At 59.6% G+C, this 26,073-nt stretch carries 20 protein-coding genes and 2 tRNA genes; 14 read left to right on the forward strand and 8 right to left on the reverse strand.

What is annotated here, in order from left to right:
• Positions 1 to 325: 325 nt before the first annotated feature.
• The 3 genes from GX444_01830 (at position 326) to GX444_01840 (ending at position 2,252) form a co-directional block, all read left to right on the forward strand.
• A complete protein-coding gene (locus GX444_01830; GenBank protein NLH47324.1) occupies positions 326 to 877 on the forward strand; it encodes a sigma-70 family RNA polymerase sigma factor in 552 nt (183 codons plus the stop codon).
• Complete coding sequence (locus GX444_01835) at positions 874 to 1,563, forward strand: hypothetical protein (protein NLH47325.1); 690 nt, start codon at positions 874 to 876, stop codon at positions 1,561 to 1,563. Before GX444_01830 ends, GX444_01835 begins: the two co-directional genes overlap by 4 nt.
• Positions 1,564 to 1,727: 164 nt before the next feature.
• Positions 1,728 to 2,252 (forward strand): hypothetical protein, encoded by a 525-nt coding sequence (locus GX444_01840; protein ID NLH47326.1) that lies wholly within the window; start codon positions 1,728 to 1,730, stop codon positions 2,250 to 2,252.
• Between the two features lie 16 nt (positions 2,253 to 2,268).
• Here GX444_01840 and GX444_01845 read toward each other — a convergent pair whose 3' ends face one another.
• Together GX444_01845 and GX444_01850 are read right to left on the reverse strand one after the other, a co-directional pair.
• The gene (locus GX444_01845; protein ID NLH47327.1) at positions 2,269 to 5,940 is read right to left on the reverse strand and encodes a PAS domain S-box protein; all 3,672 of its coding nucleotides are present in this window, start codon (positions 5,938 to 5,940) and stop codon (positions 2,269 to 2,271) included.
• 360 nt (positions 5,941 to 6,300) lie between these two features.
• Positions 6,301 to 6,657 (reverse strand): hypothetical protein, encoded by a 357-nt coding sequence (locus tag GX444_01850; protein ID NLH47328.1) that lies wholly within the window; start codon positions 6,655 to 6,657, stop codon positions 6,301 to 6,303.
• A gap of 361 nt (positions 6,658 to 7,018) precedes the next feature.
• On the opposite strand from GX444_01850, the gene GX444_01855 reads away from it, so the two are divergent.
• Positions 7,019 to 7,768 carry a hypothetical protein gene (locus GX444_01855; protein NLH47329.1) on the forward strand — a complete coding sequence of 250 codons (750 nt, stop codon included), beginning with the start codon at positions 7,019 to 7,021 and terminating at the stop codon, positions 7,766 to 7,768.
• 322 nt (positions 7,769 to 8,090) lie between these two features.
• Here the strand turns inward: GX444_01855 and clpB are convergent, their stop codons facing one another.
• Together clpB and GX444_01865 are read right to left on the reverse strand one after the other, a co-directional pair.
• The gene (clpB, locus tag GX444_01860; protein ID NLH47330.1) at positions 8,091 to 10,658 is read right to left on the reverse strand and encodes an ATP-dependent chaperone ClpB; all 2,568 of its coding nucleotides are present in this window, start codon (positions 10,656 to 10,658) and stop codon (positions 8,091 to 8,093) included.
• A 104-nt stretch (positions 10,659 to 10,762) separates the two neighbouring features.
• Positions 10,763 to 11,437 (reverse strand): hypothetical protein, encoded by a 675-nt coding sequence (locus tag GX444_01865; GenBank protein NLH47331.1) that lies wholly within the window; start codon positions 11,435 to 11,437, stop codon positions 10,763 to 10,765.
• 214 nt (positions 11,438 to 11,651) lie between these two features.
• On the opposite strand from GX444_01865, the gene GX444_01870 reads away from it, so the two are divergent.
• The 5 genes from GX444_01870 (at position 11,652) to GX444_01890 (ending at position 19,248) form a co-directional block, all read left to right on the forward strand.
• Positions 11,652 to 12,098 (forward strand): Hsp20/alpha crystallin family protein, encoded by a 447-nt coding sequence (locus GX444_01870; protein NLH47332.1) that lies wholly within the window; start codon positions 11,652 to 11,654, stop codon positions 12,096 to 12,098.
• Between the two features lie 226 nt (positions 12,099 to 12,324).
• A complete protein-coding gene (locus tag GX444_01875) occupies positions 12,325 to 13,755 on the forward strand; it encodes a B12-binding domain-containing radical SAM protein (protein ID NLH47333.1) in 1,431 nt (476 codons plus the stop codon).
• Positions 13,756 to 14,020: 265 nt separating this feature from the next.
• The gene (locus tag GX444_01880; protein NLH47334.1) at positions 14,021 to 15,532 is read left to right on the forward strand and encodes a radical SAM protein; all 1,512 of its coding nucleotides are present in this window, start codon (positions 14,021 to 14,023) and stop codon (positions 15,530 to 15,532) included.
• A 644-nt stretch (positions 15,533 to 16,176) separates the two neighbouring features.
• Complete coding sequence (locus tag GX444_01885) at positions 16,177 to 17,157, forward strand: hypothetical protein (protein ID NLH47335.1); 981 nt, start codon at positions 16,177 to 16,179, stop codon at positions 17,155 to 17,157.
• A gap of 162 nt (positions 17,158 to 17,319) precedes the next feature.
• Positions 17,320 to 19,248, forward strand: a complete 1,929-nt coding sequence (locus GX444_01890; protein ID NLH47336.1) for an AMP-binding protein — start codon at positions 17,320 to 17,322, stop codon at positions 19,246 to 19,248.
• A gap of 149 nt (positions 19,249 to 19,397) precedes the next feature.
• Here GX444_01890 and GX444_01895 read toward each other — a convergent pair whose 3' ends face one another.
• Together GX444_01895 and GX444_01900 are read right to left on the reverse strand one after the other, a co-directional pair.
• Entirely contained in the window at positions 19,398 to 19,907 is a 510-nt protein-coding gene (locus GX444_01895; protein ID NLH47337.1) for an O-acetyl-ADP-ribose deacetylase, read from the reverse strand.
• On the reverse strand, positions 19,907 to 20,566 hold the full coding sequence (locus GX444_01900; GenBank protein NLH47338.1) for a hypothetical protein: 660 nt from the start codon (positions 20,564 to 20,566) through the stop codon (positions 19,907 to 19,909). Before GX444_01900 ends, GX444_01895 begins: the two co-directional genes overlap by 1 nt.
• Positions 20,567 to 20,779: 213 nt before the next feature.
• Between GX444_01900 and GX444_01905 the strand changes: the two genes are divergently transcribed.
• Positions 20,780 to 21,364, forward strand: a complete 585-nt coding sequence (locus GX444_01905) for a peptidylprolyl isomerase (GenBank protein ID NLH47339.1) — start codon at positions 20,780 to 20,782, stop codon at positions 21,362 to 21,364.
• A gap of 60 nt (positions 21,365 to 21,424) precedes the next feature.
• On the opposite strand, the gene GX444_01910 is transcribed toward GX444_01905, so the two are convergent.
• Positions 21,425 to 21,515, reverse strand: a tRNA-Ser gene (locus tag GX444_01910).
• Between the two features lie 19 nt (positions 21,516 to 21,534).
• A tRNA-Ser gene (locus tag GX444_01915) sits at positions 21,535 to 21,619 on the reverse strand.
• Between the two features lie 291 nt (positions 21,620 to 21,910).
• Between GX444_01915 and GX444_01920 the strand changes: the two genes are divergently transcribed.
• From GX444_01920 to GX444_01935, 4 genes are read left to right on the forward strand one after another with little or no spacing between them, the layout of a single operon-like run.
• Positions 21,911 to 23,233 carry a GTPase gene (locus tag GX444_01920; protein ID NLH47340.1) on the forward strand — a complete coding sequence of 441 codons (1,323 nt, stop codon included), beginning with the start codon at positions 21,911 to 21,913 and terminating at the stop codon, positions 23,231 to 23,233.
• Positions 23,233 to 23,784, forward strand: a complete 552-nt coding sequence (locus GX444_01925) for a hypothetical protein (GenBank protein ID NLH47341.1) — start codon at positions 23,233 to 23,235, stop codon at positions 23,782 to 23,784. Before GX444_01920 ends, GX444_01925 begins: the two co-directional genes overlap by 1 nt.
• A gap of 11 nt (positions 23,785 to 23,795) precedes the next feature.
• Positions 23,796 to 24,965 carry a matrixin family metalloprotease gene (locus GX444_01930; GenBank protein NLH47342.1) on the forward strand — a complete coding sequence of 390 codons (1,170 nt, stop codon included), beginning with the start codon at positions 23,796 to 23,798 and terminating at the stop codon, positions 24,963 to 24,965.
• A gap of 12 nt (positions 24,966 to 24,977) precedes the next feature.
• A complete protein-coding gene (locus tag GX444_01935; GenBank protein ID NLH47343.1) occupies positions 24,978 to 25,937 on the forward strand; it encodes a carbamate kinase in 960 nt (319 codons plus the stop codon).
• Positions 25,938 to 26,073: the final 136 nt, after the last annotated feature.

Here is a 26,073-nt window from a genome sequence, read left to right on the forward strand (position 1 = left end):
ATATTCCCACTTCCGGAGAAAATAATTAATGAGAATTTTGTTCAATATTGAAATGAGCAGTTTTGAATTGTTCTCAACCGCGCTTTTCCAACAGTGCCGACATTTCGATGCCTGGCGGCGAAAGCAAATCGAGCCGTCCCCGCAGCCGTATACATCGACGACGGTAATGTCTCGGTGAAATCCATCCGCCGGCGCCGGCTGCTTGACAGTGATTGAAAATAGTCCAAGCTTGTCGCCTGGAGGCGTACAAATGCCGTTTAACTTGCCGCCCAAGAGGAGTGTCCAGATTAGCGAAGGACGAGACCGGATCGATCACGGAGAGACAGTGCACGACGACGATAAAATCCTGGTGGAACGATTCGTCAAGGAAGGCGACCGGTTTGCCTTCGAGGTGATCGTCAAGAAATACCAGCGGATGGTTTATTTTCTCGCCCTCAAAATGGTGGGCAACCATCAGGACGCGGATGAAGTGGCGCAGAAAACCTTCGTTTCGGCTTACAAGAATCTGGCCGGTTTCGAAGGCCGCGCCAGCCTGAAAACCTGGCTCTTTCGCATTGCGATGAATTACTCGAAAAACCTGATCCGCGATCGGGCGCGTCACATGGGCGAGGAAGTGACGGAACGCAGCGCGACCGACTACAGCACCGTGGAAAACGATATCGACAACCACGAGCGGCGGCAGATCGTGCGGCAGGCGCTGGAAAACCTGCCTCCCCGGCAGCGGGAGGTGTTGCAGATGCGGGCCTTCGGCGACATGAGCTTCGCCGAAATCGCCCAGGCCTCGGGCATTTCGGTATCGGCTGCCAAAGTAAACTATCATTACGCGGTCAAAGCCCTGAAGGGGCTGATGGTCAATCTGGGAGAAAGCCAAGCATGACGTGCGAAAAAACCACCGAACAACTCATCGACTGGCTGGAAGGCGAATTGCCCTCCGAAATCGCCGAAGAGGTGGCCGAGCACGTGAACCGTTGTCCGGATTGTGCTCGCGAAGTCAACCAGATCCGGCAGGCGCTGGCGGCGGTGACGCATCCGGCGGAAGACCCCGGCGAAGCCTATTTCGATCTGTTCTATGCCCGCGTGCAGCGGCACATCGCCGACGAAGCCGTGCAAACGCCGTGGTACAAACGGTGGTGGGAACGATTGACGACGCCCGCCATGCTGTATCGCGTGGCCGCGGCGACCGCCACCCTGCTGGTGGTTCTGGTCGGCACGATGTCCTACACCGGCCGCCTGCGTTCGAACGACGCGCAACCCTCGATGGCCAAGTTGCACGGCAATTACGCCGTGATCGCCAAAAAGGGCCGTCTGGTGGCCGCCACCCGGGTCGATCCGGACATGCGTCAGGCGGTCGATTCGCTGGAAGGCGACGAGATCGACAAACTGCAAGTCGAAATGGCCAAGGTGCTGCTCGGACAACTCACCCATTCCAAAGTCATGGTGCTGCCCGGCTCGCTGACCGAACACCCGGTGGTCAATTCGCCGCTCGTGGTGGACCTGAGCGAGGAGGAACTGACGGCCGTCACCGATACCGTCTCGAAAGACATCAACAAGTGGACCCTCTAGCAGGGTGTTGAAAAACACCCTGCGTACGATCCATGGATGGATCGCCATTTTCGGCAACATCCGAAGTTGCCGAAAATGAAGCGAAATAAAAACCACGCTTTTTATTGAGCGTAGTTGAAAAAGGCCAGGACGACCTTTTTCAACAGCCTGCTAGGGAGCCGAAAATGCGTCGCCTCGCGTTGATTCTGGTTGCGCTCTGCCTGTCGGTCATTCCGGCGTCCGCCGCCTGGGCCCAGCAGGATCAGAAGCAAGATTCGTCCGCGCGGCGCGACGAGGCCATCCACCGGTTGGAAATGGTGCGCCTGTACCGGCTGGTGGAACTGCTCGATCTGAATTCCGATGAATCGGCGCGGCTGTTCCCGGTGATTCAAAAATACGACCAGCAATTCCGCGAAATCATGGAACAGAAGGAACAGGCCTACGTCAAGCTGAACGATCTGGTGAAGCAAGCCAACCCGGCCGAAAGCGAAACCAACCGCACGGTCGATGAAATCCTGAGCCTGGAACAAAAAGCCATGAAGGTTCGCGAAAGCGAATACCGCGACCTGCGCCGGCAACTCAACGCCGAGCAGACCGCGAAGTTCCTGCTGTTCGAAAAACGCTTCCAGGTCGAATTGCAGCGCCTGCTCAACGACGTGCGCGAACAGCGCGTCAAAGGCAAGATGAAAATCGACAAGAAATCGAAGTAGCCGCCCGCCCGTCTCGCTACCGGATCGACAACGAACCCTGATCCAGCACCTGCCGGACTTTTTGCGCCAGGCCGAACACCGAATAGGGTTTGGCGAGGAAGTGCAAATTGGGCTCCAGAACGCCTTGGCTGACGATGTGGTCGTCGGTGTAGCCGGAAGTAAACAGCACCCGGAGCGTGGGCTGATACTCTTGCGCCCGGTCCGCCAGTTCGCGGCCGTTCATCCCCGGCATGATCACGTCGGTGAGCATCAGGTCCACCTCGTTTTTCACCGTCAATAAAATCCGCAAGGCGTCGTCGCCGTTGGCCGCCGACAGAACGCGATAGCCGAGCCGGCTCAATTGCTTCTCGGTGGTTTCGCGCACCATGTCCTCGTCCTCGACCAGCAAGATCGTCTCGCGGCCCGTCGGCAGAACCTCGTCACCGCCGCCGGTCGCTTCGACTTCCGGTCCTGCCGCCAACCGCGGCAGCAGAATCCGGAATACGGAACCTTGGTGGGGCGTCGATTCCACCTCGATGTCACCGTTGTGTTGGGCCACGATGCCGTAAACCGTCGCCAGGCCCAGACCGGTGCCTTTGCCCTTGGCCTTGGTGGTGAAGAACGGCTCGAAAATCTTCCCCAGCAACTCCGGCTCGATGCCGCACCCGTTGTCGGCCACCGACAGCATCACGTAACCGGCGGCGACGAGCTGCGGCCTTTTCTCGCGATCCTTCGCGGTCGGCGCGAACTCGCCGGTGGCGATCGTCAGCCGGCCGCCGTCGGGCATCGCGTCGCGGGCGTTCACCGCCAGATTGATGATGATCTGCTCGATCTGCGTGGGATCGACCAGGACCAGGCCGATGGACGGGTCGAGCTTCAATTGCAGTTCGATATCCTCGCCGATGAGCCGCCCCAGCATTTTCCGCAGGTTTTCCACGACCTGATTCAGGTCGACCACTTTCGGTTCGATGATTTGCTTGCGACTGAACGCCAGGAGCTGCTTGGTCAGCGCGGCGGCGCGCTCGACCGCCCGGCCGATCTCGACCAGATTCTCCGCCGCCTGATGTTCGCGGGGAATGATCATCTCCGCCAGGGAAACGTTGCCGGCGATGCCGGTCAGCAGGTTGTTGAAGTCGTGCGCCACGCCGCCGGCCAGCCGGCCGATGGCTTCCATCTTCTGCGCCTGGAAGAGTTGCGCTTCGAGCGCCAGCGAGCGCCGTTCGGCGCGAATGCGCTGCAAGGTGATCGACGCCTGGTGGGCGAAGGTTTCGACCAGGTTCAGGTTGATTTCGGTTCCCAGCCGCGGCACCACCACCATGCTGCCGTAGAGCTTGCCTTGCCAATTCAGCCCGACGACATAGATCCGCTCCAGGTCGAACGTCCGGCTGACGACGGGGATCATGGCTTTGTTCAGTTGGCTGAAAAACGCCAGATACTTTTCAGCAGGCAACGAGAACAGCCGGCCGCTCAACAGATCGCGCCGCGTCTCTTCGCTGGGCCGAGGAAAGTTCATGCCGATCGGGCTCATGCCCAGGAACTCGACGACGCTCTCCATCCGCCAGCCGATGCCGTGGACGGTCCGGCAGACCACGCTCTCGGACCCCTCCTCGAATTCGTTGACCAGGGTGATGGCCGGCGTCACGATGCGCTGCAGTTGCTCGCCGATCACTTCGTAGATTTCACCTTCGTGGGACAACCCGGCGAAGGCCATCGCGGTTTCGGAAAGAATCGCCAGGTCGCGGGCGTTTTTGCGATCGCGCTCCTCGGCTTCCTTGCGCTCGGTGATGTCGCGCGTCAGGCCCATCACGCCGCGCGGCCGGCCGTCGGGCCCACGCAGGAACGTCAGGCGCGTCTCCGCCCACAACGTCAGGCCGTCCCGGCGATACAGTTCGATCTCCACCGCGCGGTGACCGTGCGGTTCCAGGTAGCGCGCGGCGTTGGCCTCCAATTCCTCGGTCAAGGCCTGGATGAACCGTTGATACGAAAGCGACGTCATTTGCCGGTCCAGCGGCAGCGCCAGCATTTCCCGCACCGAAAAGCCCAACATCGCCTGCACCGACGGGCTGATGTAGGTGTAACGGAAATTCAGGTCCATGCTCCAGATGACGTCGGTGAGGTTTTCGGCCAGCAGGCGGTAGCGTTCCTCGCTCTTCGCCAGGTGATTCGCCGCGTGATTCCGCTCGGTCACGTCGCGGATGCTGCCCTGCAACGCCACCGGCTCGCCGCGCTCGCCCGGAATCCAGGAAGTGGCGATTTCCACCTCGAGGACCGCGCCCTGCTTGGAAATGATGGAAATCGCGAATTGCAGCGAAGTGGAGCGTTGGTCGGCCGGCTTGGCCAACTCGCTTTTCAGCACCTCGCGGGTGTTGGCCGCCGAGGCGGGCCCGATGAAATCGCCCAGTTCATGACCGATCATTTCCTCGGGCGAGAAGCCGAAGAGCCGGCGGGACGAAGGGCTGATATACGTCAAACGCAGTTCCGGCAGCGTCGCCATCCAGATCACATCGGATGAATTGTCCGCCAGCAGGCGGAAACGGCGCTCGCTTTCCTTTTGCTCCTCCTGCAATTTTTTCAGCGTCGCCGCTTCCTTGGCGTAGCTGTGTCGCCGGCGCAGCAACCGTTCGGCTTTCGCGAGCGACAGGACGACACAGCCGAGGAAAAAACCGATCCAGACACCGTTCATGCTTATCGCACCGGGCAACAGGCTGCCCGACACTAACAGCCCGAACACCACGCCGCCGCCCAGGTAGAACGTCCAGGCCAGCAGAAACGGCGGGGCCAGCGGATTGTCGCGGCGCCAGGACGCCAGGGTGACGAAAAGCAGGAAAGGAAAAAGCAGGATCGTCAGCAGCATCAGCGCCCAGACCGCGATCGAATAATCGATCAGTCCCATGGCCGTCAGGATCGGCGCCAACACGATGATGAGCTTGAAGACTCCGTCCCATTGCGGCAGGTAGTTCCGGATGTTGAGAAAGCGCCGGAAAAATTCCATGCCGAAACAAATCGTCAGGCCGCCGAAAAGCACCGGCCCGTATTGCGCCAGCCACGGGCGATTGGGCCAGATGTATTGGTGCGTCAAACCGCTCAGGCAAAGCTGATAGAGCACGAAGGACAGCAGAAAAATCAGGTAGTAAAGGTAGTCGATGTTGCGCAGCGCGATCAGCAGCGTCAGGTTGAACAACAGCAAGCCGAACAGGATCCCCAGACCGACGCCGACGATCAACAGAAAACCGCGATCGTATTCCTCGAAGGTCCGCGGATCCCAGACCGAGGCCCACAGCAGCAGCGGATCCTGGCTGACGAAGCGCAGATAGATTTCCTGCCGTTCGCCGGGCGCCAGGTGGAAGGAAAAAACCGCTTGCCGCTTGTCGATTTCACGATCCCGAAACGGCCGCCGGAAATCAACCGTCTTTTGCTGATAACGACCGTCGCCCAGGGGGAAAAAGGCGTCCAGCGTCTGCAACACCGGCATCTCGCAAATGAGATAGCGGGTGAGCGCCCGTTCGGTACGATTGTGGATGGTGAAGCGCGCCCAGACCGCCGCGTGCGTCAAACCGAAGTTGGGAACCTTGTCGTGGCTGGGCGCAAACCGCGCGGTCAGCGGCTCTTGCGTCACCCGCTCGATCGACCATTCATTTTTTCCGTCGATCAGGGTTTCGAGGTAAGGGCCAAGTAGGGTCCGCGACCGGCTCGCGTCCAGCTCCAACACCTCCGCGGCTCGACCCTGAACCGGAACGACCAACAACAAAAGGAACCACGCCAAACCGAGCAACCGCCCCGATTGAATAAATCTAAAAAATATACGTTTTGCCATTATCGCCCTAACACGAATCCCACCCCCCACCGTACCTCGGCGGTTTACCATACTTATTTTTCTCGGGTGATCAATAGCTGAACGGATTTGGCACTCAGTGAATCATTCGCGTCTTTCGAATAATTGAGTATACAATCCCATCGGTGTTTTTAACAAGTCATTTTTTTAACGAAATAGTTAATTCAGAGAGGCAACAATTCCGGTTTCAGGTAGCCGCCATCACTCCGGACCGACGGCGGACTGCCGCGCGCGATATCAACGCAACAGATTGATCAGATGCGCCGCCAACCATCCGACGATAAAGATGCCGCCGACCAGCAGGCTGTAATCCCGCCAGTCTTTCATTGTGGCTTTTTCACCGTTGGCCGTCCGGCCCGAGAAACGGGTGATATCGAACAGGCGGGCCAGGATCGTCGCGATCAGCACCAGCCAAAAGACCAGATCAAGCGGATGAAACCAGGGCCATTTGTTGATGACAATCGAAATCGTCAGGAAAAGCAGAACACCGGTGCCGAGCAGCATCCAAACCGCACGAAGCAACGCTCCCAGACAACTGCTGGACGACTCTGGCTGAGCGGCGACGGCCGGTTCGACTTCTTTGCTCTTTTTCAATTTCGCCTCCAAAAATGTCGCTACGCCGCGCCATTCGGAACAAATGGCATGGCTGTCCCGAACAGCAGGTCGAAAACGGCAAATTTTTGGATGGCGGCCCGACCACCCGGTTAGGTCCTGCGACGATCATCCGATCGTCACACCCTTGGGAAAATCCTTGCGGATCAAGGAGCGGAAAATCAAACAACGGATGCAGTATAAGCTTTTGTCGCCGAATGTAAAGATTCCGCCTGGTCGGCCGTATTTTTACGGCTGTAATTGCTCAATATCGGATAACATTTTTCCGGTTGCCAGGAATTCCCGAATTTTGATAAGTATTCGTTTGGCGCGAAAAAAAACGACTACCTCGGGAGGAACGGCAATGCCCTACCGGAAAATGGCGTTCGGTTCGCTTTCGCTGCTGGCGGGTCTGGCGGCGCTGCTTTTCGTCTGGTCCTGCGACAACGGTGACGAGGATGACCCGGCCGGTCTGGCCGCCGGCGAATGGGTGCTGGTGGAAGCCGCGGCCTGGGACGGCGACCGGATCGTGCTGACGCCCGATCAGCCCGACACCGTGGGCGGCGCCTGGTACACGGCCTCGTTCGACCTGGCGCTCGACTTCGACCTGCGGTTCGACGTCTACCTGGGCGATCACGACGAGGAAGGCGCCGACGGCATCGTCTTTGTGATCGCCACCGAAAGCGTCGCCGCGCAAACCGGCGAAGGGCTCGGCTACCAGGGCATCGTGCCCTCCATCGGCATCGAACTGGATACCTACCCCAACGACGGCGCGCACCTGGGAGGCAACCTGGGCGACCCGCTCGACGACCACCTCGCCGTCGATGTCGACGGCTCGGCGGATCACCACAACTCGACCCGCCCGCTGGTGACGCTGCCCAACCTCGAGGACGGCACGGTGCACGATCTGCGGGTGCGGTGGACGGCGGCGACGGAGCTGTTGGAGGTGTTTCTGGATTCGACCGCGCCGACGATTTCCTACGACGAGGATTTCATCGACCAGAACCTCGGCGGCGAAACCCTGGTGCGCCTGGGCTTCACCGGCTCGACCGGCGTCTACAGCAACGTGCAGTACATCGTGCCGGTGAAATTCGCCAGCAACCGCGGCGAGTGATCGCTCACCCTGAACGACACTTTTCGTCACCCTGAACGACACTTTTCGTCACCCTGAACGACACTTTTCGTCACCCTGAACTTGTTTCAGGGTCTGAAGCCCGGATGCTGAAACAAGTTCGGCATGACGGATTGGTCGGCATTTCCCCCTCATCCCTGCCCTTCTCCCACGAAGGGAGAAGGGAAAGCAGTTTCGCCCTTCGCCCTTGCATGGGGTCGGGGGTTCCGGCTTGCGCACAGAAAGACAGTGATCGTTTTTTTTCGCGGTTCGGCCGATGGACCTCAACGACACCGGCCCGCGAAACGGTCGAAAACGAAGCCGATCACTTGAACCGGAACTCGCCCTCCTTGAAATCGACTTTCACCTGTTGGCCCGTTTTGATTTCGCCGGCGATGATTTTTTCGGACAACGGCTCCAGCACGTGCTCCTGAATGGCCCGTTTGAGCGGCCGGGCGCCGTAGGCCGGGTCGTAGCCGATCTCGGCCAGCCGGTCCTTGGCGCGCGCGGACAGATCCAGAACGATCTCGCGCGCCGCCAGCAGTTTTTCGTACCGCGCCAGTTGGATGTCCACGATGCGCCGGATGTCGTCCTTGCCCAGCCGGTTGAAGATCAGGATCGCGTCGACCCGGTTGAGGAACTCGGGGCGGAACGTCGCCCGCAACGCCTCGTTGGCCAGCCGTTCGATCTCGGCCCGGTCGTCGAGTTCCAGCATGTACTGACTGCCGACGTTCGAGGTCAGGATCAGGATCGTGTTGCGGAAATCGACCGTGCGCCCGTGGCCGTCGGTCAGGCGGCCGTCGTCGAGCACTTGCAACAAGACGTTGAACACGTCGGTATGCGCTTTTTCGATCTCATCCAGCAGCACCACGCTGTACGGCCGGCGGCGGACCGCCTCGGTGAGTTGGCCGCCCTCGTCGTAGCCGACGTATCCCGGCGGCGCGCCGATCAGCCGGCTGACGGTGTGCTTTTCCATGTATTCGCTCATGTCGAGGCGCACCATGGCGCGCTCGTCGTCGAACAGGAACTCGGCCAGCGAGCGCGCGAGTTCCGTCTTGCCCACGCCCGTCGGGCCGAGAAACAAAAACGAGCCGATCGGCCGGTTGGGATCGGCGATGCCGGCCCGCGACAGGCGGATGGCTTTGGCGACGCGCGACACGGCCTCGTCCTGCCCCACCAGTCGCGCGCGCAGGCGCTCTTCCATCTTGAGCAGCCGCCCGCTTTCCGTTTCGAGCATTTTCGACAGCGGAATGCCGGTCCATTTGGAAATGACGAAGGCGATGTCCTCGTCGGTCACTTCCTCGCGCACGAAAGCGCCGGCTTGTTGTTCTTGCTTCAGTTCGTTTTGCAACGAAGCCAGCCGTTTGCCCAATTCCGGCAACCGGCCGTATTCCAGCTCGGCGGCCCGCTGCAGATCGCCGACGCGCCGCGCGTTTTCCATCTCGGTTTTCAGTTGATCGCTCTCCTCGTTGACCTGGCGAATCCGGCCGACCAGGTCGCGCTGCCGCTGCCACCGCGCCTTCATTTCGTCCGTCTGTTTCTGCAAGGCCTTGATTTCCTCGTCCAGCTCGGCGAGGCGGCTCTTGTCCTTGTGTTTTTCCATCAACAGCGCCTGCCGCTCGACCTGTAGCCGCACGACCCGGCGCTGGATATCGTCGATCGGCGTGGGCACGCTTTCGATTTCCATCTTCAGCCGACTGGCCGCTTCGTCGACCAGGTCGATGGCCTTGTCGGGCAGAAAGCGGTCGGCGATGTAGCGCGCCGATAGCCGCGCCGCCGCCACCAGCGCCGCGTCCTGGATGCGGATGCCGTGATGCACCTCGTACTTTTCCTTGATGCCGCGCAGGATGGCGATGGTGTCCTCGACCGACGGCTCGCCGATAAAAACGGGCTGGAAGCGGCGTTCGAGCGCTTTATCCTTTTCGATGTGCTTGCGGTATTCGTCCAGCGTGGTGGCGCCGATGCAGTGCAGTTGGCCGCGCGCCAGGGCGGGCTTGAGCATGTTGGCCGCGTCCTGCGCGCCCTCGGCCGCGCCGGCCCCAACGACCGTATGCAGTTCGTCGATAAACAAGATGACCCGTCCCTGGGCGGCGGCGATTTCCTTCAGCACGGCCTTGAGCCGGTCTTCGAATTCGCCGCGGTATTTGGCGCCGGCCACCAGCGCGCCGAGATCCAGCGCCAGGGCGCGCTTGTCCTTCAGGCTCTCGGGCACGTCGCCGGCGACGATCCGTTGGGCGATACCTTCGACAATGGCCGTCTTGCCGACGCCGGGTTCGCCGATCAGCACCGGGTTGTTTTTCGTCCGGCGCGACAGCACCTGGATGGCGCGGCGGATTTCCTCGTCGCGGCCGATCACCGGATCGAGCTTGCCCTGGCGGGCCAGTTCGGTCAGGTCCTGACAATATTTTTCAAGCGCCTGGAACTTCGCCTCCGGGTCGGAATCGGTGACGCGGTGCGAGCCGCGCACTTCCATCAGGGCCTTGAGCAGGTCGTCGGTGCGGATGCCGTGCTTGCGAAAAGCGGCCTGCAGCGATTTGCCCGCGCCGCCCGCGACGGCCAGCAGCAGGTGCTCGGCCGAAAGGTAGTCGTCCTTCATCTGGTCGGCGATTTTCTGCGCGGCGTCGAACAGCACGCTGAATTCGTGGCCGGCATGGACCTCGGCCCCGTGCGCCTTGGGCAGGCGATCGATCACCTCGCGCACATCGGCCTTCAACGCGTCGGGCGAAGTGCCGAGTTTTTCCAGAATCGGCCTGATCAGGCCTTCTTCCTGATCGAGCAGCACGGCAAATAGGTGCGCCGCCAGGATTTCCGGGTTGCCGTTTTCACGGGCGAGGCTTTCCGCCCCGGCCACGGCCTCGCGCAGTTTGACGGTCATTTTTTCGAAAGAAATCATTGTCTTTCATTTCCTTACGTCACTGGTCTGCCCCGGCCGGACATCGCAGGCCGAGGAATCGCCACTTTATTTCGCATGAAAAATAAGGCTGCCAGGGCGCAATATCAAGATTCCGGCTTTTTTAAATTGACCTGCGGAATCTCCATCAACCGATCCATTATTTTGTTGAGATGGTCGCGGATGGTTCGGGACTCCTGCCAGATTTCGCCGAGGGAATCCTCCTCGATGAAGGACTCTTTCTCGACCTTTTGCGCCAGGTTTTCCGCCGCCTGCACCAGCAATTTCCAATTTTTCTGAAATTCGGTCAGCGGTTTACGCCCGCCACCCGGGCGGCGCCGGCCTTTTCCTTTAACCACTTGCCGCAACCGGCGCACCGAAAAGGATTGATCCACCGCCTGACACCCGATACGCGATCGTTCCTCGGTATCGGCGACCTGATAAAGCACCGAATGGTGCGAGGGTGGCAACTCCTTGGCCTTTTCGAGCGGCAAGAAACGGAAGTTCACCGCGACATGAAGAAATCGGCGCAAGGCCGATTCGGAGAACGGCAGATCGGAACGCTCGCAAAGTCGGCGAAAGGACATGTTTTTCAGTGGATTTTGGGAGGAAATCTGCTCGAGGTCGTCCTGAAAAAAATGGTGAATGAGGTAGTCGCCGATTTCTTTGGCCCGCAAGGTCAGTTCGGATTCCATCAATTCTTTTTGGCCGTGCAGAAAACGAATCGCTTCATCGATTTGCCGATCCTCATGGAGAATCACGGCCTTTTTTTCGGAATCCATCGTTTTTCCTCCCGACTTTACCAACGTCATCAAACTTAGTCTTTTTTATTTTTTTTGTCAATTAGGCATTGACAGCCAAAAGAAGCGATTTATTTTTTAGCCGTAAATAAGAGGCGCCGCCAAGAGGCCGAACAGGGAAAAAAGCCCGACGGGCTTCGCGGCGATGAAAAAAATAAATACAAACGTCAACTTGGAAATAAGAGGAGGAACGACCATGGCAATCATCAGATGGAATCCGACCCGGGAAATCGACACTTTTCAGCGTGAAATGGGCCGCTTGTTCAACGATTTCTGGGGCACCCGCTCCCTCAACGACGACAACCTGATCGGTCAATGGAGCCCGGCGGTCGACATCTTCGAGGACACGGAAAACTACCTGGTTTCCGTCGCCCTCCCCGGTCTGAGCCAGAAGGAGATCAAGGTCAACATCGAGAACAACATGCTGACCATCAGCGGCGAGCGGAAGCTCGACAAGGAAGACAAGCGCGAAAATTACGCGCGGATCGAACAGTTCTACGGCACCTTCACCCGTTCGTTCTCGCTGCCCAACACCATCGCCGCCGACAAGGTCGAGGCGCACATGGAAAACGGCATCCTGAAGGTGACGCTGCCCAAACGCGAGGAGACCAAACCGAAGCAAATCGAAGTGAAAGTCCACTAATCAAGACCGACGACGAATGCAAACGAAAAGCGAGGGGCTGGAGCTCCTCGCTTTTTTTAACTCCCCGCCGGTTTTTCAGCGGTTTACCACCGCGCGATAGAGCGCCCAAGCCGCTTGGTATTTATCGTGTATTTTCTTGATTTCCACGAATGACTGGCATAGATTTCGCTCTCGCAACCAAACTTTTGCACAAATATACGAACCGGCAACCTAGAGCAAACCGACCATGGCGAGAATCGCTTTTTGCCAGGAATTTCTTTATTCCTACATGAGTTTCACTGCTCTGTCGGCGGCTCTCAAACAGGCCGGGCATCAGGTTGAATTGTTTTGTTTTTCCGGTTTGTCCGATCGACCGATTCTGGATGATTTGATCCGGTTTAAGCCGGATCTGGTCGGCTTTTCCGTACTTACTCCCAGTCGCGATTGGTCCTTGGCGACGGCAAAACGGATCAAGAGTCGGCTGGATACCCTCGTCATTTTCGGCAATCTTGAAGCAATTTTTCACCCGGAGGTGATTGAAAATTCCGCGGTGGACATCGTCTGCCGCTGGGAAGGCGAGGCGCCGCTGCTGGAATTGGCCCGGCGACTGGACCGGCGACTTTCGTATGACGATATTCCCGGATTGTGGGTTAAAACATCGGTCGGCATCGCACGCAACGACCACCCCGGCATCCTGACGGACCTCGATGCCGCTCCGTTTCAAGACCTCGCCTTGTACGACAAATATTCCTATTTCCGCCACAGCCGGGTTCTGCCAATTCTCTGCGGTCGCGGTTGTCCGTTCAACTGCCGTTATTGTTTCAATCCTCTGTTGCGGGAATATTACGGCGGTCGCCGCTATTTGCGAAAACGCCGTGCGGAGCGGGTCATCGAGGAATTGCGGCGGCATGAGGCCGACCGTTTTTTCAAACACGTGTTGATCGTCGATGAAACGATGTGGAACGACAACGACTGGTTGCGCGAGTTTTTGCTTCTTTATCGTCGGTACGTTCACAAACCGATCATCGCCAACTATCGCTTCGGCGCCTTGCGGGACGAGGATTTTTTACTGATGAAGCAAGCCGGCGTGGAAGCCTTGATTGTCGCGTCGGAAACCGGAGACGAGGAGCAGCGTCGGACGCTTTTAGGAAAAAACGTCGCCAACGAGGAAATCATTCGTGTTTGCCGGCGACTGCGCGAAGTCGGCATCGCCGTCGGGTGCAGTGTTTTTTTCGGCTTACCGGGCGATAGGGTGAACGATCATCTGCGGCGGTTGGCCTTTTTCCGAAAGTTGAACCCGACCTATCTCTGGAGCACCTTTTTTCAACCCTATCCCGGTTTGGCCCTGACCGCGGACCCCGTCGTGCAGGCCGCCTTGCCGGCGAACGTGGAATTCCATCCGACCTATCACCACGACATCGTGCTGGACGTTCCGGAAAAAGAACGGCTGGCGCGGTTGAAAAAAATCTATTTTCTTTGCGTTAAATTCCCCCGCCTTTCGTCGTGGTTCATGCGGTTGACGAAATGGGATATCCCGTTGTTGTTCAGTGGTCTTTTCTTTCTTCATTTTGCCTACTACGCCAAGGTTTTCGAACGTTTGTCCTTTCGCCAATACCTGGCTCACGTGCGCTTGCTGGCGCTCAAACCGCTCTGGAAATATATCCTTGCCAAAAATTAAGGACGCGCACTGTTCAACCGCTATTTTTTTGGCCATTATTGGTCAGATTTTGTTCGATTGATTGACAGGGAACAACCGTGATGATAAAAAGAACTTTAAAGAAAATGGCGACAAAACCGCGCCAAGTTTTCTAATCGATCTTTCTCACGAACGGCAACTCAAGCACTGGCGATAACCGATCGAGATCGAGAATTTGAACAACATGGTATTAACAACGGATAAATGTTGCCTGGATGGGCAAATTCACGGAGACTAGAGATAACAAATGAAGCAACGCGTTTGTTTCGTTAATGCTCCCTATGACGGACCGATTGCCGGCATTTGGAACGATGTTTTCCCTCCCCTGACCATTCTGTCCTTGGCCGCGTATGTCCGTCGCGAACGCCCCGCGATCGATGTTTCGATTATCGACGGCCTGCGGATCGGACCGAGCAAAGCCATGGTCGAGGCGTTGGCCAGTCCCGCTCGGATTTTTGCGGTCACGTACGTGAGTTTCAATGCCAGCACGGCTTACCGCTTCATCAATTCGTTGAAAAAAGCGCGGCCCGAGGTGATTGTCATCGCCGGCGGAACCCACGTCACCAGCCTTGAAAACGATGCGTTTGAAAAAAGCGCGGTCGATTGGGCGGCCCACGGCGAAGCCGAGGAAACCCTCGTTGAACTGCTGGACCTGTTGGACGGTGGCGGCGATCCAGCGAAAATTCTCGGGCTGCTGTACCGCGAGGACGGCCGGGTGGCGCGGACACCCAATCGCCCCTTGATGGAAGACATCAATACTCTTCCTTTCCCCGCGCGCGACATGGTCAACCTCCGCGACTATTCGGGGATCTACGTCGCCCACCACAAACACAACCAACACATCCTTTCGGGTAGAGGGTGCGTCAACAATTGCTGGTTTTGCGCGCGAACGGTGTGGAAACGGCAAAAGCCCTGGCAACGACTGCGACGTCCCGACAACATCGTCGCCGAATTGCGGGAAATGCGCGATCGCTACGGCGTGCGCGAGTATTTCGACATGGGCGACGAGTTCAACAGCTCCGAGAAGTGGGCCACCGAAACCGCCACCGCGATCGCCGACGCGAATTTGGGCTTGGATTGGCAAACGTTTTCCCGCTCGACGCCGGTTACCGACGAAATGGCGGCCGCGATGAAGGCTTCCGGATGTTGGTTGGTTCACCTCGGCATCGAATCCGGCAACCAGGCCACGCTCAACGGCATCGGAAAAAACATCACTCTGGAGCAGGCCCGGCAAGCCGCCGCCATCTACCAGCGTCACGGCATTAAGGTGGTTGGCTTGTTCATGTTGTTCAACGCTTGGGAACAGGATGGCCAATTCATGTACGAAGGCGTCAAGGAATCCGAGCAAACGCTCGCCTTTGCCCGTTCGATGCTTAAGGAAAAGCTGGTCGACTCGATCACCTGCTCGCCGGCCATGCCGTATCCCGGTGGATTGCTATTCGATGCCGCCATGCGCCACTCGATCATTCCGAAAGAAAAGTTCGACGATTGGGGCATCTGGGATCACGCCTGGAATTCAGTGATGACCCTTCCCGGCATTACCATGGCGGGAAAGTGGCGCGTGAAACTGAAAGGCATCTGGATTCAATCGTGGTCGTTGATTTTTTCTCGACACCTGAATTTCTCGCATGCCATTTGGGGTCGCGGCTTGGGGATGTTCAAAATGGTATTCGGCTCGATGGTGGATGGTTTTCTGAAAATCACCGGAAAAAAGCCGTCCCGACATTTCGGCCGCTATTTGGCCAGCTTCGAGGATTAACTACTGCCGCCGGGCGATAAAAAACAAGAAACCACATCCAAGTCAACCTTGCCCGAAGCCCGGCGGATGATCGGAGTTCCCTCTGATTACTTTCCCCGACCACGCTTCTTCAAGGGATTAATTGACAAATCCGCGCGGTAATTGTAGATTTCACTCCTCTTGGCGATGGGTCGAAAAATGATTCCCTAACCCGAGGCACGATGTTCGCCATTCCTTCATTTTTTTTCACCCTGGCTGTCCTCTTTTGGCGATCTCTTGCGCAAGGCGCGAGAAAAAAAAACAAACCGCGGATGGCCTTGTTTTTTCGCCGTCTCGCCGCCGTCAACCTGATCTTGTTGGTTTTTATTTGCGCCTATTGGGACCGACCGTTCTGGGTTGGTTTTCTTATCGATAATCCCTGGCTTTGGGCCGCTTCATTTATTCCGGCGGGTTGCTGGGCCGCTGTCCGGCATCGTCGATCGCCGAATTGGCGAAAGACCCTACTGCACTTTTTTCTTGTCTACAATTTACTGCTACCGCTATTTCTTCAACTCTGGTTTGTACTGTTTTACACCGTCCGAGACGACGATTCATGGCGGGTCGAGGCTGATTCCCGGATCAAAGTCCTGTTTTCACAGAAGCGCGCCGAAGAATTGCGTCCGTGGATGAGCCCCAGCGACAAAAACCGGGATCCGCGACGTTCGGTCAGCGATCCGCGGATCTTTTTCCCCTCGGCGGATCCCGAACTCATTTATTTGGGCAATGGACAGGAAGATCCGCCGACTTCGGTCCGGGGGCGACAAGCTTTACTATTGGTGGAACGGCGGACCGGCCGCCTGCGCCAGGCTCTTTTTGGCCAGACGATCATTCAAGGCACCTGCTTACCGAATAAAAAATGTTATCTGACTAGTTCCTCGAACAACACGTTTTTTGTTTGGGACGAGACACGGCTCGCTTTCGAGCGGACGCTGAAGTTTCCCGCGCCCTATCGTCCGCGCTGGGTGTTTCCCGACGCGACCGGCGACACGCTTTACCTGGGATTCGACGGCAAGCCCCGGATCGAACGATTGGATGCCGTCACCCTCAATGGCTTGACCGAAAGGACCATCGATCAAAGCCGAGCCGGTGGCTTGGCTTATCTTTTACGCGATCCAACCAGCGGTGAACTTTACGCGCTAACCGAGGAAGTGATTCTTAACGACCGTCCGATTACCCGCCTGACCGCCGATTTACAGGCCGTCGCCTCCTTTCGCCTGCCCTGGCTTCGGCTTTTGTGCGGACAGGGCTATTTGATCAGCATGGTCATCGACAACGACCGCAAGGAACTGTATGCCACCGCGATTCTGGACGGCGCCGTCTACATTTTTGATTTGACCAGCGGCCGTTATGTTGGCCAGGTGCCGGTGGGCGTCGGCGTCCGCCAATTGGCCTACGATGCGGTCGGCCACCGCCTGTTCGCGTCGAATTACGTTGACGGCACCATTACCGTTCTGGATATGACGACTCGACAATCGACGGATCGCATTTTTATAGGAAAGCGCGCCCGCGAGATGTTCTACGACTCGACCAACGATCGCTTGTACGCCACCAGCGTCAATGGCTGGCTGGAAATCGATGTCTCGGCCGGTAAAAAACCGGGTGTTTGATCCCGTTCGGGCCATTCGAACCGCGACAGATTCGCGTACTACTAGTCGCGCCCACCACGAAAATCAGGAATTTCGCACAGTTCGAGAAAAGCAGTATTTGAAAAATTCAACGCAATCGGTCATAGTAGCCGAACAACCTTTGTAGTTAAGCGGGAGTAAACCATGAGCGAGATTATCTGGCGTCCATCAGGAGACTACCTTACCAAAAGCAACATTGCGCGCTTTATGAAAAAACACGGCATCGCCGATTACGACAATCTGATCCGGCGCAGCGTCGAGGATACCTCCTGGTTCTGGGACGCCGCGATGAAGGATCTCGGCATCGAATGGTACAAACCCTACGAAAAGGTGCAGGAAGGCGGCTTCCCCTGGGCCAAGTGGTTCGTCGGCGGCCAGACCAACGTCGTGCTCAATTGCCTCGACCGCCACGTCCGCGACGGCCGCGGCGACCACCCGGCGCTCATCGCCGAGGACGAAGCGGGCAATGTCGTCCGGCTGACCTACGCCGAACTCGATCGCGAGGTCTGCAAGACGGCCAACGCGCTCAAGGCCGCCGGCGTGGGCCGCGGCGACTTCGTGGGCATTTACATGCCGATGGTCTACCAGATCGTCGTCGCGTTTTTCGCCACGATGAAAATCGGCGCCATCGTGATCCCGGTTTTCTCCGGCTTCGGTCAAAAAGCCCTGTCCGACCGTCTCGGCGACGCCAAGGCCAAGGTGCTCTTCACCGCCGACGGCACCTTCCGCCGTGCCAAGCCCGCCGCAGTCAAGGCCGAGGCCGATCTCGCCGTGCGCGACGTGCCTTCGATCGTCAAGGTCGTTTACGTCGAACGCACCGGCCAGCCGGTCAACGTCGTGCCGGGCCGCGACGTGACCTGGAACGATTTCATCAAGGGCCAACCCGATACCTGCCCGACCGAGGTGATGGCAGCCGAGGATTACTGTCTCGTCATCTATACCTCCGGCACCACCGGCAAACCGAAGGGCACCGTGCACACCCATGCCGGCTGCCTGGCGCAGATGGGCAAGGAACTGGGTTACGCCTTCGACGTAAAGCCGGACGACAACTTCTTCTGGTTCACCGACATCGGCTGGATGATGGGCCCGTGGGAAATGATCGGCGTGCAGATCTTCGGCGGCACGTACCTGCTCTTCGACGGCGCGCCGGACTATCCGCAGCCCGACCGCCTGTGGGAACTGGTTGAAAAACACCGCCTGACGCACCTGGGCATCTCGCCCACCGCGATCCGGCTGCTCAAGGGCAGCGACGAATCGTGGGTGACCCGGCACGACCTCCGTACGCTCAAGTACCTGGGCTCGACCGGCGAACCGTGGGACCCCGAATCGTATACCTGGTTCTTCGAAAAAGTCGGGCAGAAGCGTTGCCCGATCATGAACATTTCGGGCGGGACGGAAATCGTCGGCTGCCACCTGATGCCGCTGCCGATCTCCGACCTGAAACCGTGCACTCTGCGCGGTCCGGGCCTGGGCATGGACGTGGACATCTTCGACGAAAACGGCCGGTCGATGCCGGTGGGCATCGGTCACCTGGTCTGCAAAAAGCCGGCGCCGTCGATGACCAAGGGGTTCCTCAACGATCCCGAACGCTACCTCAACACCTATTTCTCGGTGTTCGACAACATCTGGTTCCACGGCGACTGGGCCGAGCGCGACGCCGACGGCTTCTGGTTCCTGCGCGGCCGCTCCGACGACACCATCAAGGTCGCCGGCAAGCGCACCGGCCCGGCGGAAATCGAGGCGGCGGTGTTGCAGCATCCGGCGACGAAGGAAGCGGCGGCGATCGGCGTTCCCGACGAATTGAAGGGCGAAACGGTGGTCTGCTTCGTGTCCTTGCAGCCGGGCTTTACCGAAAGCGAGGCCGTGCGCAAGGAAATCAGCGATCAGGTCGTCAAGGATCTGGGCAAGACGCTGCGGCCCAAGGCGATCTACTTCGTCGACGATCTCCCGAAAACCCGCTCGGCGAAAATCTTACGCCGGGTGATCCGCGACAAGTTCCTCGGCAAGGACATGGGCGACATCGCCTCGTGCGCGAATCCGGTCGCCATCGAGGGGATCGGCAAGGCGCGGTAGGGGAAAGGCCGAAAGTAACCGGGTGATACCAACCATTTCCGCGTGGGTGGATTCTTCGCTTACCGGCTCAGAATGACCGGTTCGCGAGGTTGTCATCCTGAGCGTCGCGAAGGATCTCTTCTTCGCATTCAAAAAATTGGCGATACGTTCTAACCCAGCAGCCGCTGGTAAACCTGATATTCCTCATCGGTGAAACAGCAGAAGCGCACCTCCTCGATTTCCGCGTGCGTCGCGAGAAACTCGCGGACGGCGGCGACGGCGATGCGCGCCGCCTGCACCAACGGATAACCGTAGACGCCGGTGCTGATGCAGGGGAAGGCCACCGTGCGCGCGCCGACGGCGACCGCCGTTTCCAGGCTGCGCCGGTAGCAGGAAGTGAGCAAAGCCGGTTCGCCCTTGGTGCCGTTTACCAAGAAGGGGCCGACGGTGTGGATCACGAATCGGGCGGGCAATCGGTAACCCTTGGTCGCCTTGGCGTCGCCGGTGTCGCAACCGTTGAGGGTGCGGCATTCCGCCAGCAGTTCCGGGCCGGCCGCGCGGTGAATCGCGCCGTCCACCCCGCCGCCGCCGAGCAGCGAGCGATTGGCCGCGTTGACGATCGCGTCGACCGGCTGAAAGACCACGCCCTCGGGCACCGCCCGGATTCGTTCCGCCGCCATTACTTGGCCCCGCTTTCCACGCCGCCGAGCAAAGTCACGGCCAGCGTATCGTGTTTCCAGGCGTGAACGTCGGGCATCTTGGCAAACAGCCAGCCGGTCCAATCGGGCTTGCCGGTTTCGCGGATCACCACCTTGGCGGCCGGATTGTTCGGCTCGCCGCCCTCGCTGATGATGGCCTCGGAGGTCATCTTGAAGGCGGGCAGAAACGACACGACCTCGATCTCAACCGACGAACCCTCGATCTTCGTCTTGCCGCCGACCGGCAGCACCAATTCCTTGCCCGCGCCGCCTTTCGGGCCGACGCTCAGCTTGACCCGCGACCAACGCTTGGCCACGGCCTCGTCGACCTGAATCGGCCGGCCGGATTTAAACCCGGGCCCGCCCATCATGCCCTCGGGCATGGCCGGTTTTTCCTCGGAACCCGACTGGGCGCCTTGCGGCTGCATCAGGCGATCGAGTTCCAGGCAGCATTCGGCGGCCATGGCCCGGGCGTTTTCATCGCAGCAATCCTGCAGTTGCTTCAGATCGGCGGCCGGTCCAACCGGCGCGTTGGCCGGGCCCGAACCCATCAGCGCCGCCAGGTCGTCGGCCTTTTCGGCTTTCTGGCAGGCGGCGAAAAGCAAAACCGCAAAAATTAAAATCCAAAACCATTTTTTCATCGGGTGTTCTCCTGCTTGAACCGTTTTGAATCTAGCCGAAATCGCCAAGCAATCCAATGTGGCTGACGAACCGCCAAGGCACAAAATGGATGTCTTATTATCGGGACCGACGCCTATGCGCGCTTTTCCCGATTTCTCCTTCCCGATTCGGCCTCGACGAATCCACCTTCTTTCGGCTAGATTAAGTCGCTAACCAAACGGAGGAAACGAACGATGCCGAATTTGACCTTGCTGCTGATCGCCTCGCTGTCGCTGACTTTCTTGTTGGCGGCGACCGTCGAAGGCGCGGACTGGCCGAAAGAACCGGGCGAATACGCCGAATTCGATACCACGGAAGGCTCGATCATCATCAAATTGTACGATCAGGACGCGCCGCTCACGGTGCAGAACTTCGTCGATCTGGCGACCGGCAAAAAAACCGGCAAACCGTTCTACGACGGCCTGATCTTCCACCGCGTGATCCCCGACTTCATGATCCAAGGCGGCTGCCCGAAGGGCACCGGCACCGGCGGCCCCGGCTACACCATCAAGGACGAATTCAGCCCGAAACTCCGCCACGACGGCCCGGGCGTCCTGTCGATGGCCAACGCCGGCCCGAACACGGGCGGCAGCCAGTTTTTCATCACCATTAAGGCGACGCCCTGGCTCGACGGCCGGCACGCGGTGTTCGGCAAAGTGGTGAAGGGCATGGACGTGGTGAACAAGATCGTCTCGGTGCCCCGCGACGGCCGCGACAAGCCGCTGAAGCCGGTCACGATTAAAAAGGTGACCATTCAACGGGTCGAGGCGGGCAAATAGCGCGCCGCGAGAAACGAATAAAACAAAAGGCCCCGGGCTTTCGCCCGGAGCCTTTTTTCGTGGCGGAGAGAGAGGGATTCGAACCCTCGGAGCGCTTTTGACGCTCACACACTTAGCAGGCGTGCACCTTCGGCCACTCGGTCATCTCTCCGAACTTCTTCGATTTTCAGCGGAGGGAGAGGGATTCGAACCCCCGGAACGTTGCCGCTCAACGGTTTTCAAGACCGCCGCCTTCGACCACTCGGCCATCCCTCCGTGGGTGAGCGCCGAGGCTCCTCACGGCCGTTCTCTCCCTCGGCCGGCGCTTGGCCATTCAGACGGCACCGAAAAGCCGCCCGTCGAAAGGCCTATCGTATAGCATCCCGATTCCGCTAAGTCAACTCATGTTCCTGCGGGGCCACATCAATCACAACACATTGATTATAGGGCTTTTTTCGCTCTTGACAGTCTATGGGCGGCCACTTAAGCTGGCAGCGCGAATGTGGAAAGGAAGACCGAACGCTGGAACACTCAACTGCATCTTCGCCACGCAACAAGGAGATTATCATGTCGGTCAAAAAAGTGCTGATCGCCGGGGCCGGCGGACGCGATTTTCATAACTTCAACACCTGTTACCGGGACAATCCGGACGTGCAGGTCATCGCCTTCACCGCGACCCAAATTCCCCACATCGACGGACGGCTGTATCCCGCTTCGCTGGCCGGCAAGCTTTATCCCGACGGTATCCCGATCGTTCCCGAGAGCGAATTGCTCGGGTTGATCCGCAAGCACAAGATCGACGAGGTCGTCTTCTCCTATTCCGACGTCAGCCATCAATACGTGATGGAGCTGGCGGCCAAAGTCACCGCCGCAGGCGCCAGTTTCACGTTGCTGGGAACGCGCTTCTCGATGATCAAGGCCAAGGTGCCGATCGTTTCGATCTGCGCGGTGCGCACCGGCAGCGGCAAGAGCCAGACGACGCGCCGGGTGATCAAGCTCCTGCAAGCCGCCGGCAAGCGCGTCGTGGCGATCCGCCACCCGATGCCCTACGGCACCCTGGCGAAACAGAAGGTGCAACGGTTCGCCGAACTGGCCGACCTGGACAAGCACGAATGCACCATCGAGGAACGCGAGGAGTACGAGCCGCACATCGTCAGCGGCATCGTGGTTTACGCCGGTGTCGATTACGGCGCGATTCTGCGCAAGGCCCAACAGGAAGCCGACGTCATCGTCTGGGATGGCGGCAACAACGACTACTCGTTCTACCAGCCGGACCTGGAAATCGTGGTGGCCGATCCGCACCGCGCCGGGCACGAATCCACCTATTATCCGGGCCTGACCAACGTGCTGCGCGCCGACGCGGTCGTCATCAACAAGGTCGAAACCGCCGATCCCAACGACGTGGCCGCCGTGCGCGAGAACGTCCGCCACTTCAATCCGGGCGCCACGATCATCGAGGCGGCGAGCCCGCTGTTCGTGGAAAACCCCGAAGCCATCGCCGGCAAACGCGTGCTGTGCATCGAGGACGGCCCGACCGTCACCCACGGCGAGATGACCTACGGCGTGGCCGTGATCGCCGCCGAGCGCTTCGGCGCCGCGGAACTGGTCGATCCGACTCCCTGCCTCGCCGGCGAATACGACGCGCTGTTCGACAAGTACCCACACCTGACCTGCCTCCTGCCAGCCATCGGCTACGGCGAGCAGCAGATCGCCGACCTGCAGGCCACGGTGGACACCATCGATTGCGACACTGTAATCATCGGCACCCCGATCGACCTGCGGCGGCTGATCGATTTCGGCGACCGGCCGACCGTGCGGGTGAACTACGAGCTGCAGGAAATCGGCAAACCCGATCTCGCCGACGTGCTGCGGGCGAAGGGCCTGATCTGATGCGGCGGGCGGCCATCGTCCTGCTGCTGTTCTGCCTGGCGCTGGCCGGAACCGCGGCGGCGACCACCCTGCGGCAGTTGACGCTGGCCGAACTCAAAGCCAGGGCGGCGCGCATCGCCGAACTCGAAGTCGTTTCCACGATCAACGAAGAAGGCGGCGACATGCCGTTCACGCTGGCCGTCTGCCGAGTGCGCCGCAATCTGCGCGGCCCGGCCGGCGACAGCGTCGTGCTGCGCGTTCCCGGCGGCAAGCGCGGCGACCTGACCGCCCTGGTGCCGGGCGCGCCGCTGCCCGAGGTCGGCGATGTTTTCGTCGCCTTCCTGGAAGCCGACCCGGCGGCCTACCGCGGTCGTCCGGTGTGGCGCCCCGTCGCCCTTGGCCAGGGGATGTTCGCCCTGGTGGAACGCGGCGGCGCGACCTGGGCGATCCAGGTGCTCGATCGCGCGCCGGAGCGGTTCCGCGCTTGCGGCGACGCGGCCGCCGACTGCTTGCGCCGGTTGAATGTATTGGGACTACCCCTTGCCGAATTGGACCAACCGGCGGGCGAGTAATGGAGGCGGCGATGCGGCGAGCGATTTTCGGGGCGGTGCTGTTACTCGGCGGTTTGCTGCTCGCGGTCCCGGCGAGCGCCTTCCAATACGCCGACTGCAACGGCCATCCCTGCGCCTGGCAGTCGATGCCGCCCGCTTACGAGATCCAGGAACCGCTGGGCGTCGACATCGAGGACGAGGCGGCCGTCGAGGAAATCCAGGCTTCCTTCAACCGCTGGGATTTCAACCACCAAACCTTCTGCGCGCCGCTGGCGTTCGATTACCAGGGCCGCACCGCCACGAAAAAACCGACGGCGCAGGACTATCACAACGTCGTTTCGTTCCGCACCAGCAATTGGCTGGTCAGCGCCGACGCTTTGGCGATCACGCTCCTGTATTCCGACGCGAGCGGCCGGCTGCGCGAGGCCGACATCGTTTTCAACGCGGTGAATTACCGGTGGACGGCCGGCGAGTCCGACACCGACCATAATCTGTATTCCATTCGCGCCACCCTGACCCACGAAGCGGGGCATTTCTGGGGCCTGGATCATTCCAGCGACAAGTTCGCCACGATGAACGCCTACTACAAACCCAACATCGTGGTCGAGGATCTGGACGAGGACGACATCCGCGCCGCCGCCGAGCGTTACTGCGACTCGCCGCTGCCGGCGGACGACGCCGACGAACAGAACGACTCGTTTTCCTACTTCGCCGATCTGGGCGACCGCACCGAGGTGACCGACCGACGCCTGTATGACGACGACTGGTACCGGCTGGACTTGAAACAGGGCAAGCGGCTGAAGTTGATCGTCACCGACGAATCGCCCGACCGGTACAAGCGGCTGGAACTATACGACCTGCAAAACAACCTCGTCGACGAGCAGGACTGCATCGGTGATTGCGCCCAGGCGCTGGGCGAAGCCGGCGAAGCCCGACGCGTCGCGCTGCGCATCACCGGCGGGTTCGATCATCACACCATCGAAACCGCGCGCTACGACGTCCGCTTCGCGCAAGTCGAACCCGGCGACGAGGGCAACCTGACCGACGACGATTCGGCCGACACCGCGGTCGACGCCCAAGGCGGCAACGGCCGCGGGTGCGGGTGCGAGGTGGGCGCGGGCCGGTCGGAAGCCGATTGGGGCTTCGCGGCGACGGCGCTGTTGTTGGGCGTGGCGCTGCTCCGCCGCCGTCCCGTTCGTTAAAGGAGACCGTTAATGGATCTGTATCGCAGCGATCGTCAGACCGTGCTGGTGGCCCTGGGCGGCAACGCCCTGATCCGCGCCGGCGACGTCCCCGACATCGAAACCCAGGAAAAAAACGCCGAGGACATCGTCAGCAAGCTGATGGTGCTGGTCGAGCGCGACTTCAACCTGGTGGTGACGCACGGCAACGGCCCGCAGGTCGGCAACTCGCTGCTGCGCAACGAACTGGCCGCGACGCGGCTGCCGCGGATGCCGCTGGACCTGCTGGTCGCCGAAACCGGCGGCTCGATGGGCTACCTGCTGCAACAGGCCTTTCTGAATAAAATCCGCCAGACCGAATGCCGGCGCTACGTGGTGACCGTCATCACCCAGGTCATCGTCAGCCCGAACGATCCCGCCTTCCTGCGGCCGAGCAAGCCGATCGGCATGCATTATCCGCAGGAAGAAGCGGAAAAGCTGATGAAGGAATTCAACTGGCAGATGATCGAGGACGGCAAGTCCGGCTGGCGGCGCGTCGTGCCCAGCCCGAAACCGCTCAAGATCGTTCAGCGCCACATGATCCGGCACTCGGTCAACGAGGGCAACATCGTCATCGCGGCGGGCGGCGGCGGCATTCCGATCATGGTCAATAAGGAAGGCAGCTACGAGGGCATCGAGGCGGTGATCGACAAGGACCTCTCCAGCTCGATGCTCGCCTCGGAGATCAAATCCGACACGCTGATCATCCTGATGCAGGAGCCGAAAATCTACGTCGATTTCAACACGCCCAAGCAGCGCGCCCTCGAACGCGTCGGCGTTTCCGAAATCACCGATTACCTCGCCGAGGGCCACTTCCCGGCGGCCAACATCGGGCCCAAGGTCGACGCGGCCATCCAGTTCGTGCAGCGCGGCGGCCGGCGGGCGATCATCACCAGCCCCGATCGGCTGGCGCCCGCGCTCGACGGCCTGGACGGCACGACGATCGTTCCGTGACGGCGGATCGCGATCGGGCGTCAACTGAGACCCATTAACAAGTTACTCTCGCGCCTGTTCGCCGGGATTTGCCGCTGTAAAAAGCCGCATGATAAGGTACACTACCAAGTCGGTTTTCAAACAATAGGTTGAACCG

The organism is Myxococcales bacterium (assembly GCA_012517325.1).
Taxonomy (GTDB): Bacteria; Lernaellota; Lernaellaia; order Lernaellales; family Lernaellaceae; genus JAAYVF01.

Bases quoted from the DNA above. Each gene is read 5' to 3' on its own strand.
- GX444_01885 (NLH47335.1), top strand. From the start codon at position 16,177: ATGAGCCCCAGCGACAAAAACCGGGATCCGCGACGTTCGGTCAGCGAT.
- GX444_01875 (NLH47333.1), top strand. From the start codon at position 12,325: ATGGCGAGAATCGCTTTTTGCCAGGAATTTCTTTATTCCTACATGAGT.
- GX444_01930 (NLH47342.1), top strand. From the start codon at position 23,796: ATGCGGCGAGCGATTTTCGGGGCGGTGCTGTTACTCGGCGGTTTGCTG.
- GX444_01835 (NLH47325.1), top strand. From the start codon at position 874: ATGACGTGCGAAAAAACCACCGAACAACTCATCGACTGGCTGGAAGGC.
- GX444_01905 (NLH47339.1), top strand. From the start codon at position 20,780: ATGCCGAATTTGACCTTGCTGCTGATCGCCTCGCTGTCGCTGACTTTC.
- clpB (NLH47330.1), bottom strand. From the start codon at position 10,658: ATGATTTCTTTCGAAAAAATGACCGTCAAACTGCGCGAGGCCGTGGCC.
- GX444_01890 (NLH47336.1), top strand. From the start codon at position 17,320: ATGAGCGAGATTATCTGGCGTCCATCAGGAGACTACCTTACCAAAAGC.
- GX444_01870 (NLH47332.1), top strand. From the start codon at position 11,652: ATGGCAATCATCAGATGGAATCCGACCCGGGAAATCGACACTTTTCAG.
- GX444_01840 (NLH47326.1), top strand. From the start codon at position 1,728: ATGCGTCGCCTCGCGTTGATTCTGGTTGCGCTCTGCCTGTCGGTCATT.
- GX444_01865 (NLH47331.1), bottom strand. From the start codon at position 11,437: ATGGATTCCGAAAAAAAGGCCGTGATTCTCCATGAGGATCGGCAAATC.
- GX444_01880 (NLH47334.1), top strand. From the start codon at position 14,021: ATGAAGCAACGCGTTTGTTTCGTTAATGCTCCCTATGACGGACCGATT.
- GX444_01895 (NLH47337.1), bottom strand. From the start codon at position 19,907: ATGGCGGCGGAACGAATCCGGGCGGTGCCCGAGGGCGTGGTCTTTCAG.
- GX444_01920 (NLH47340.1), top strand. From the start codon at position 21,911: ATGTCGGTCAAAAAAGTGCTGATCGCCGGGGCCGGCGGACGCGATTTT.
- GX444_01855 (NLH47329.1), top strand. From the start codon at position 7,019: ATGCCCTACCGGAAAATGGCGTTCGGTTCGCTTTCGCTGCTGGCGGGT.
- GX444_01925 (NLH47341.1), top strand. From the start codon at position 23,233: ATGCGGCGGGCGGCCATCGTCCTGCTGCTGTTCTGCCTGGCGCTGGCC.
- GX444_01935 (NLH47343.1), top strand. From the start codon at position 24,978: ATGGATCTGTATCGCAGCGATCGTCAGACCGTGCTGGTGGCCCTGGGC.
- GX444_01900 (NLH47338.1), bottom strand. From the start codon at position 20,566: ATGAAAAAATGGTTTTGGATTTTAATTTTTGCGGTTTTGCTTTTCGCC.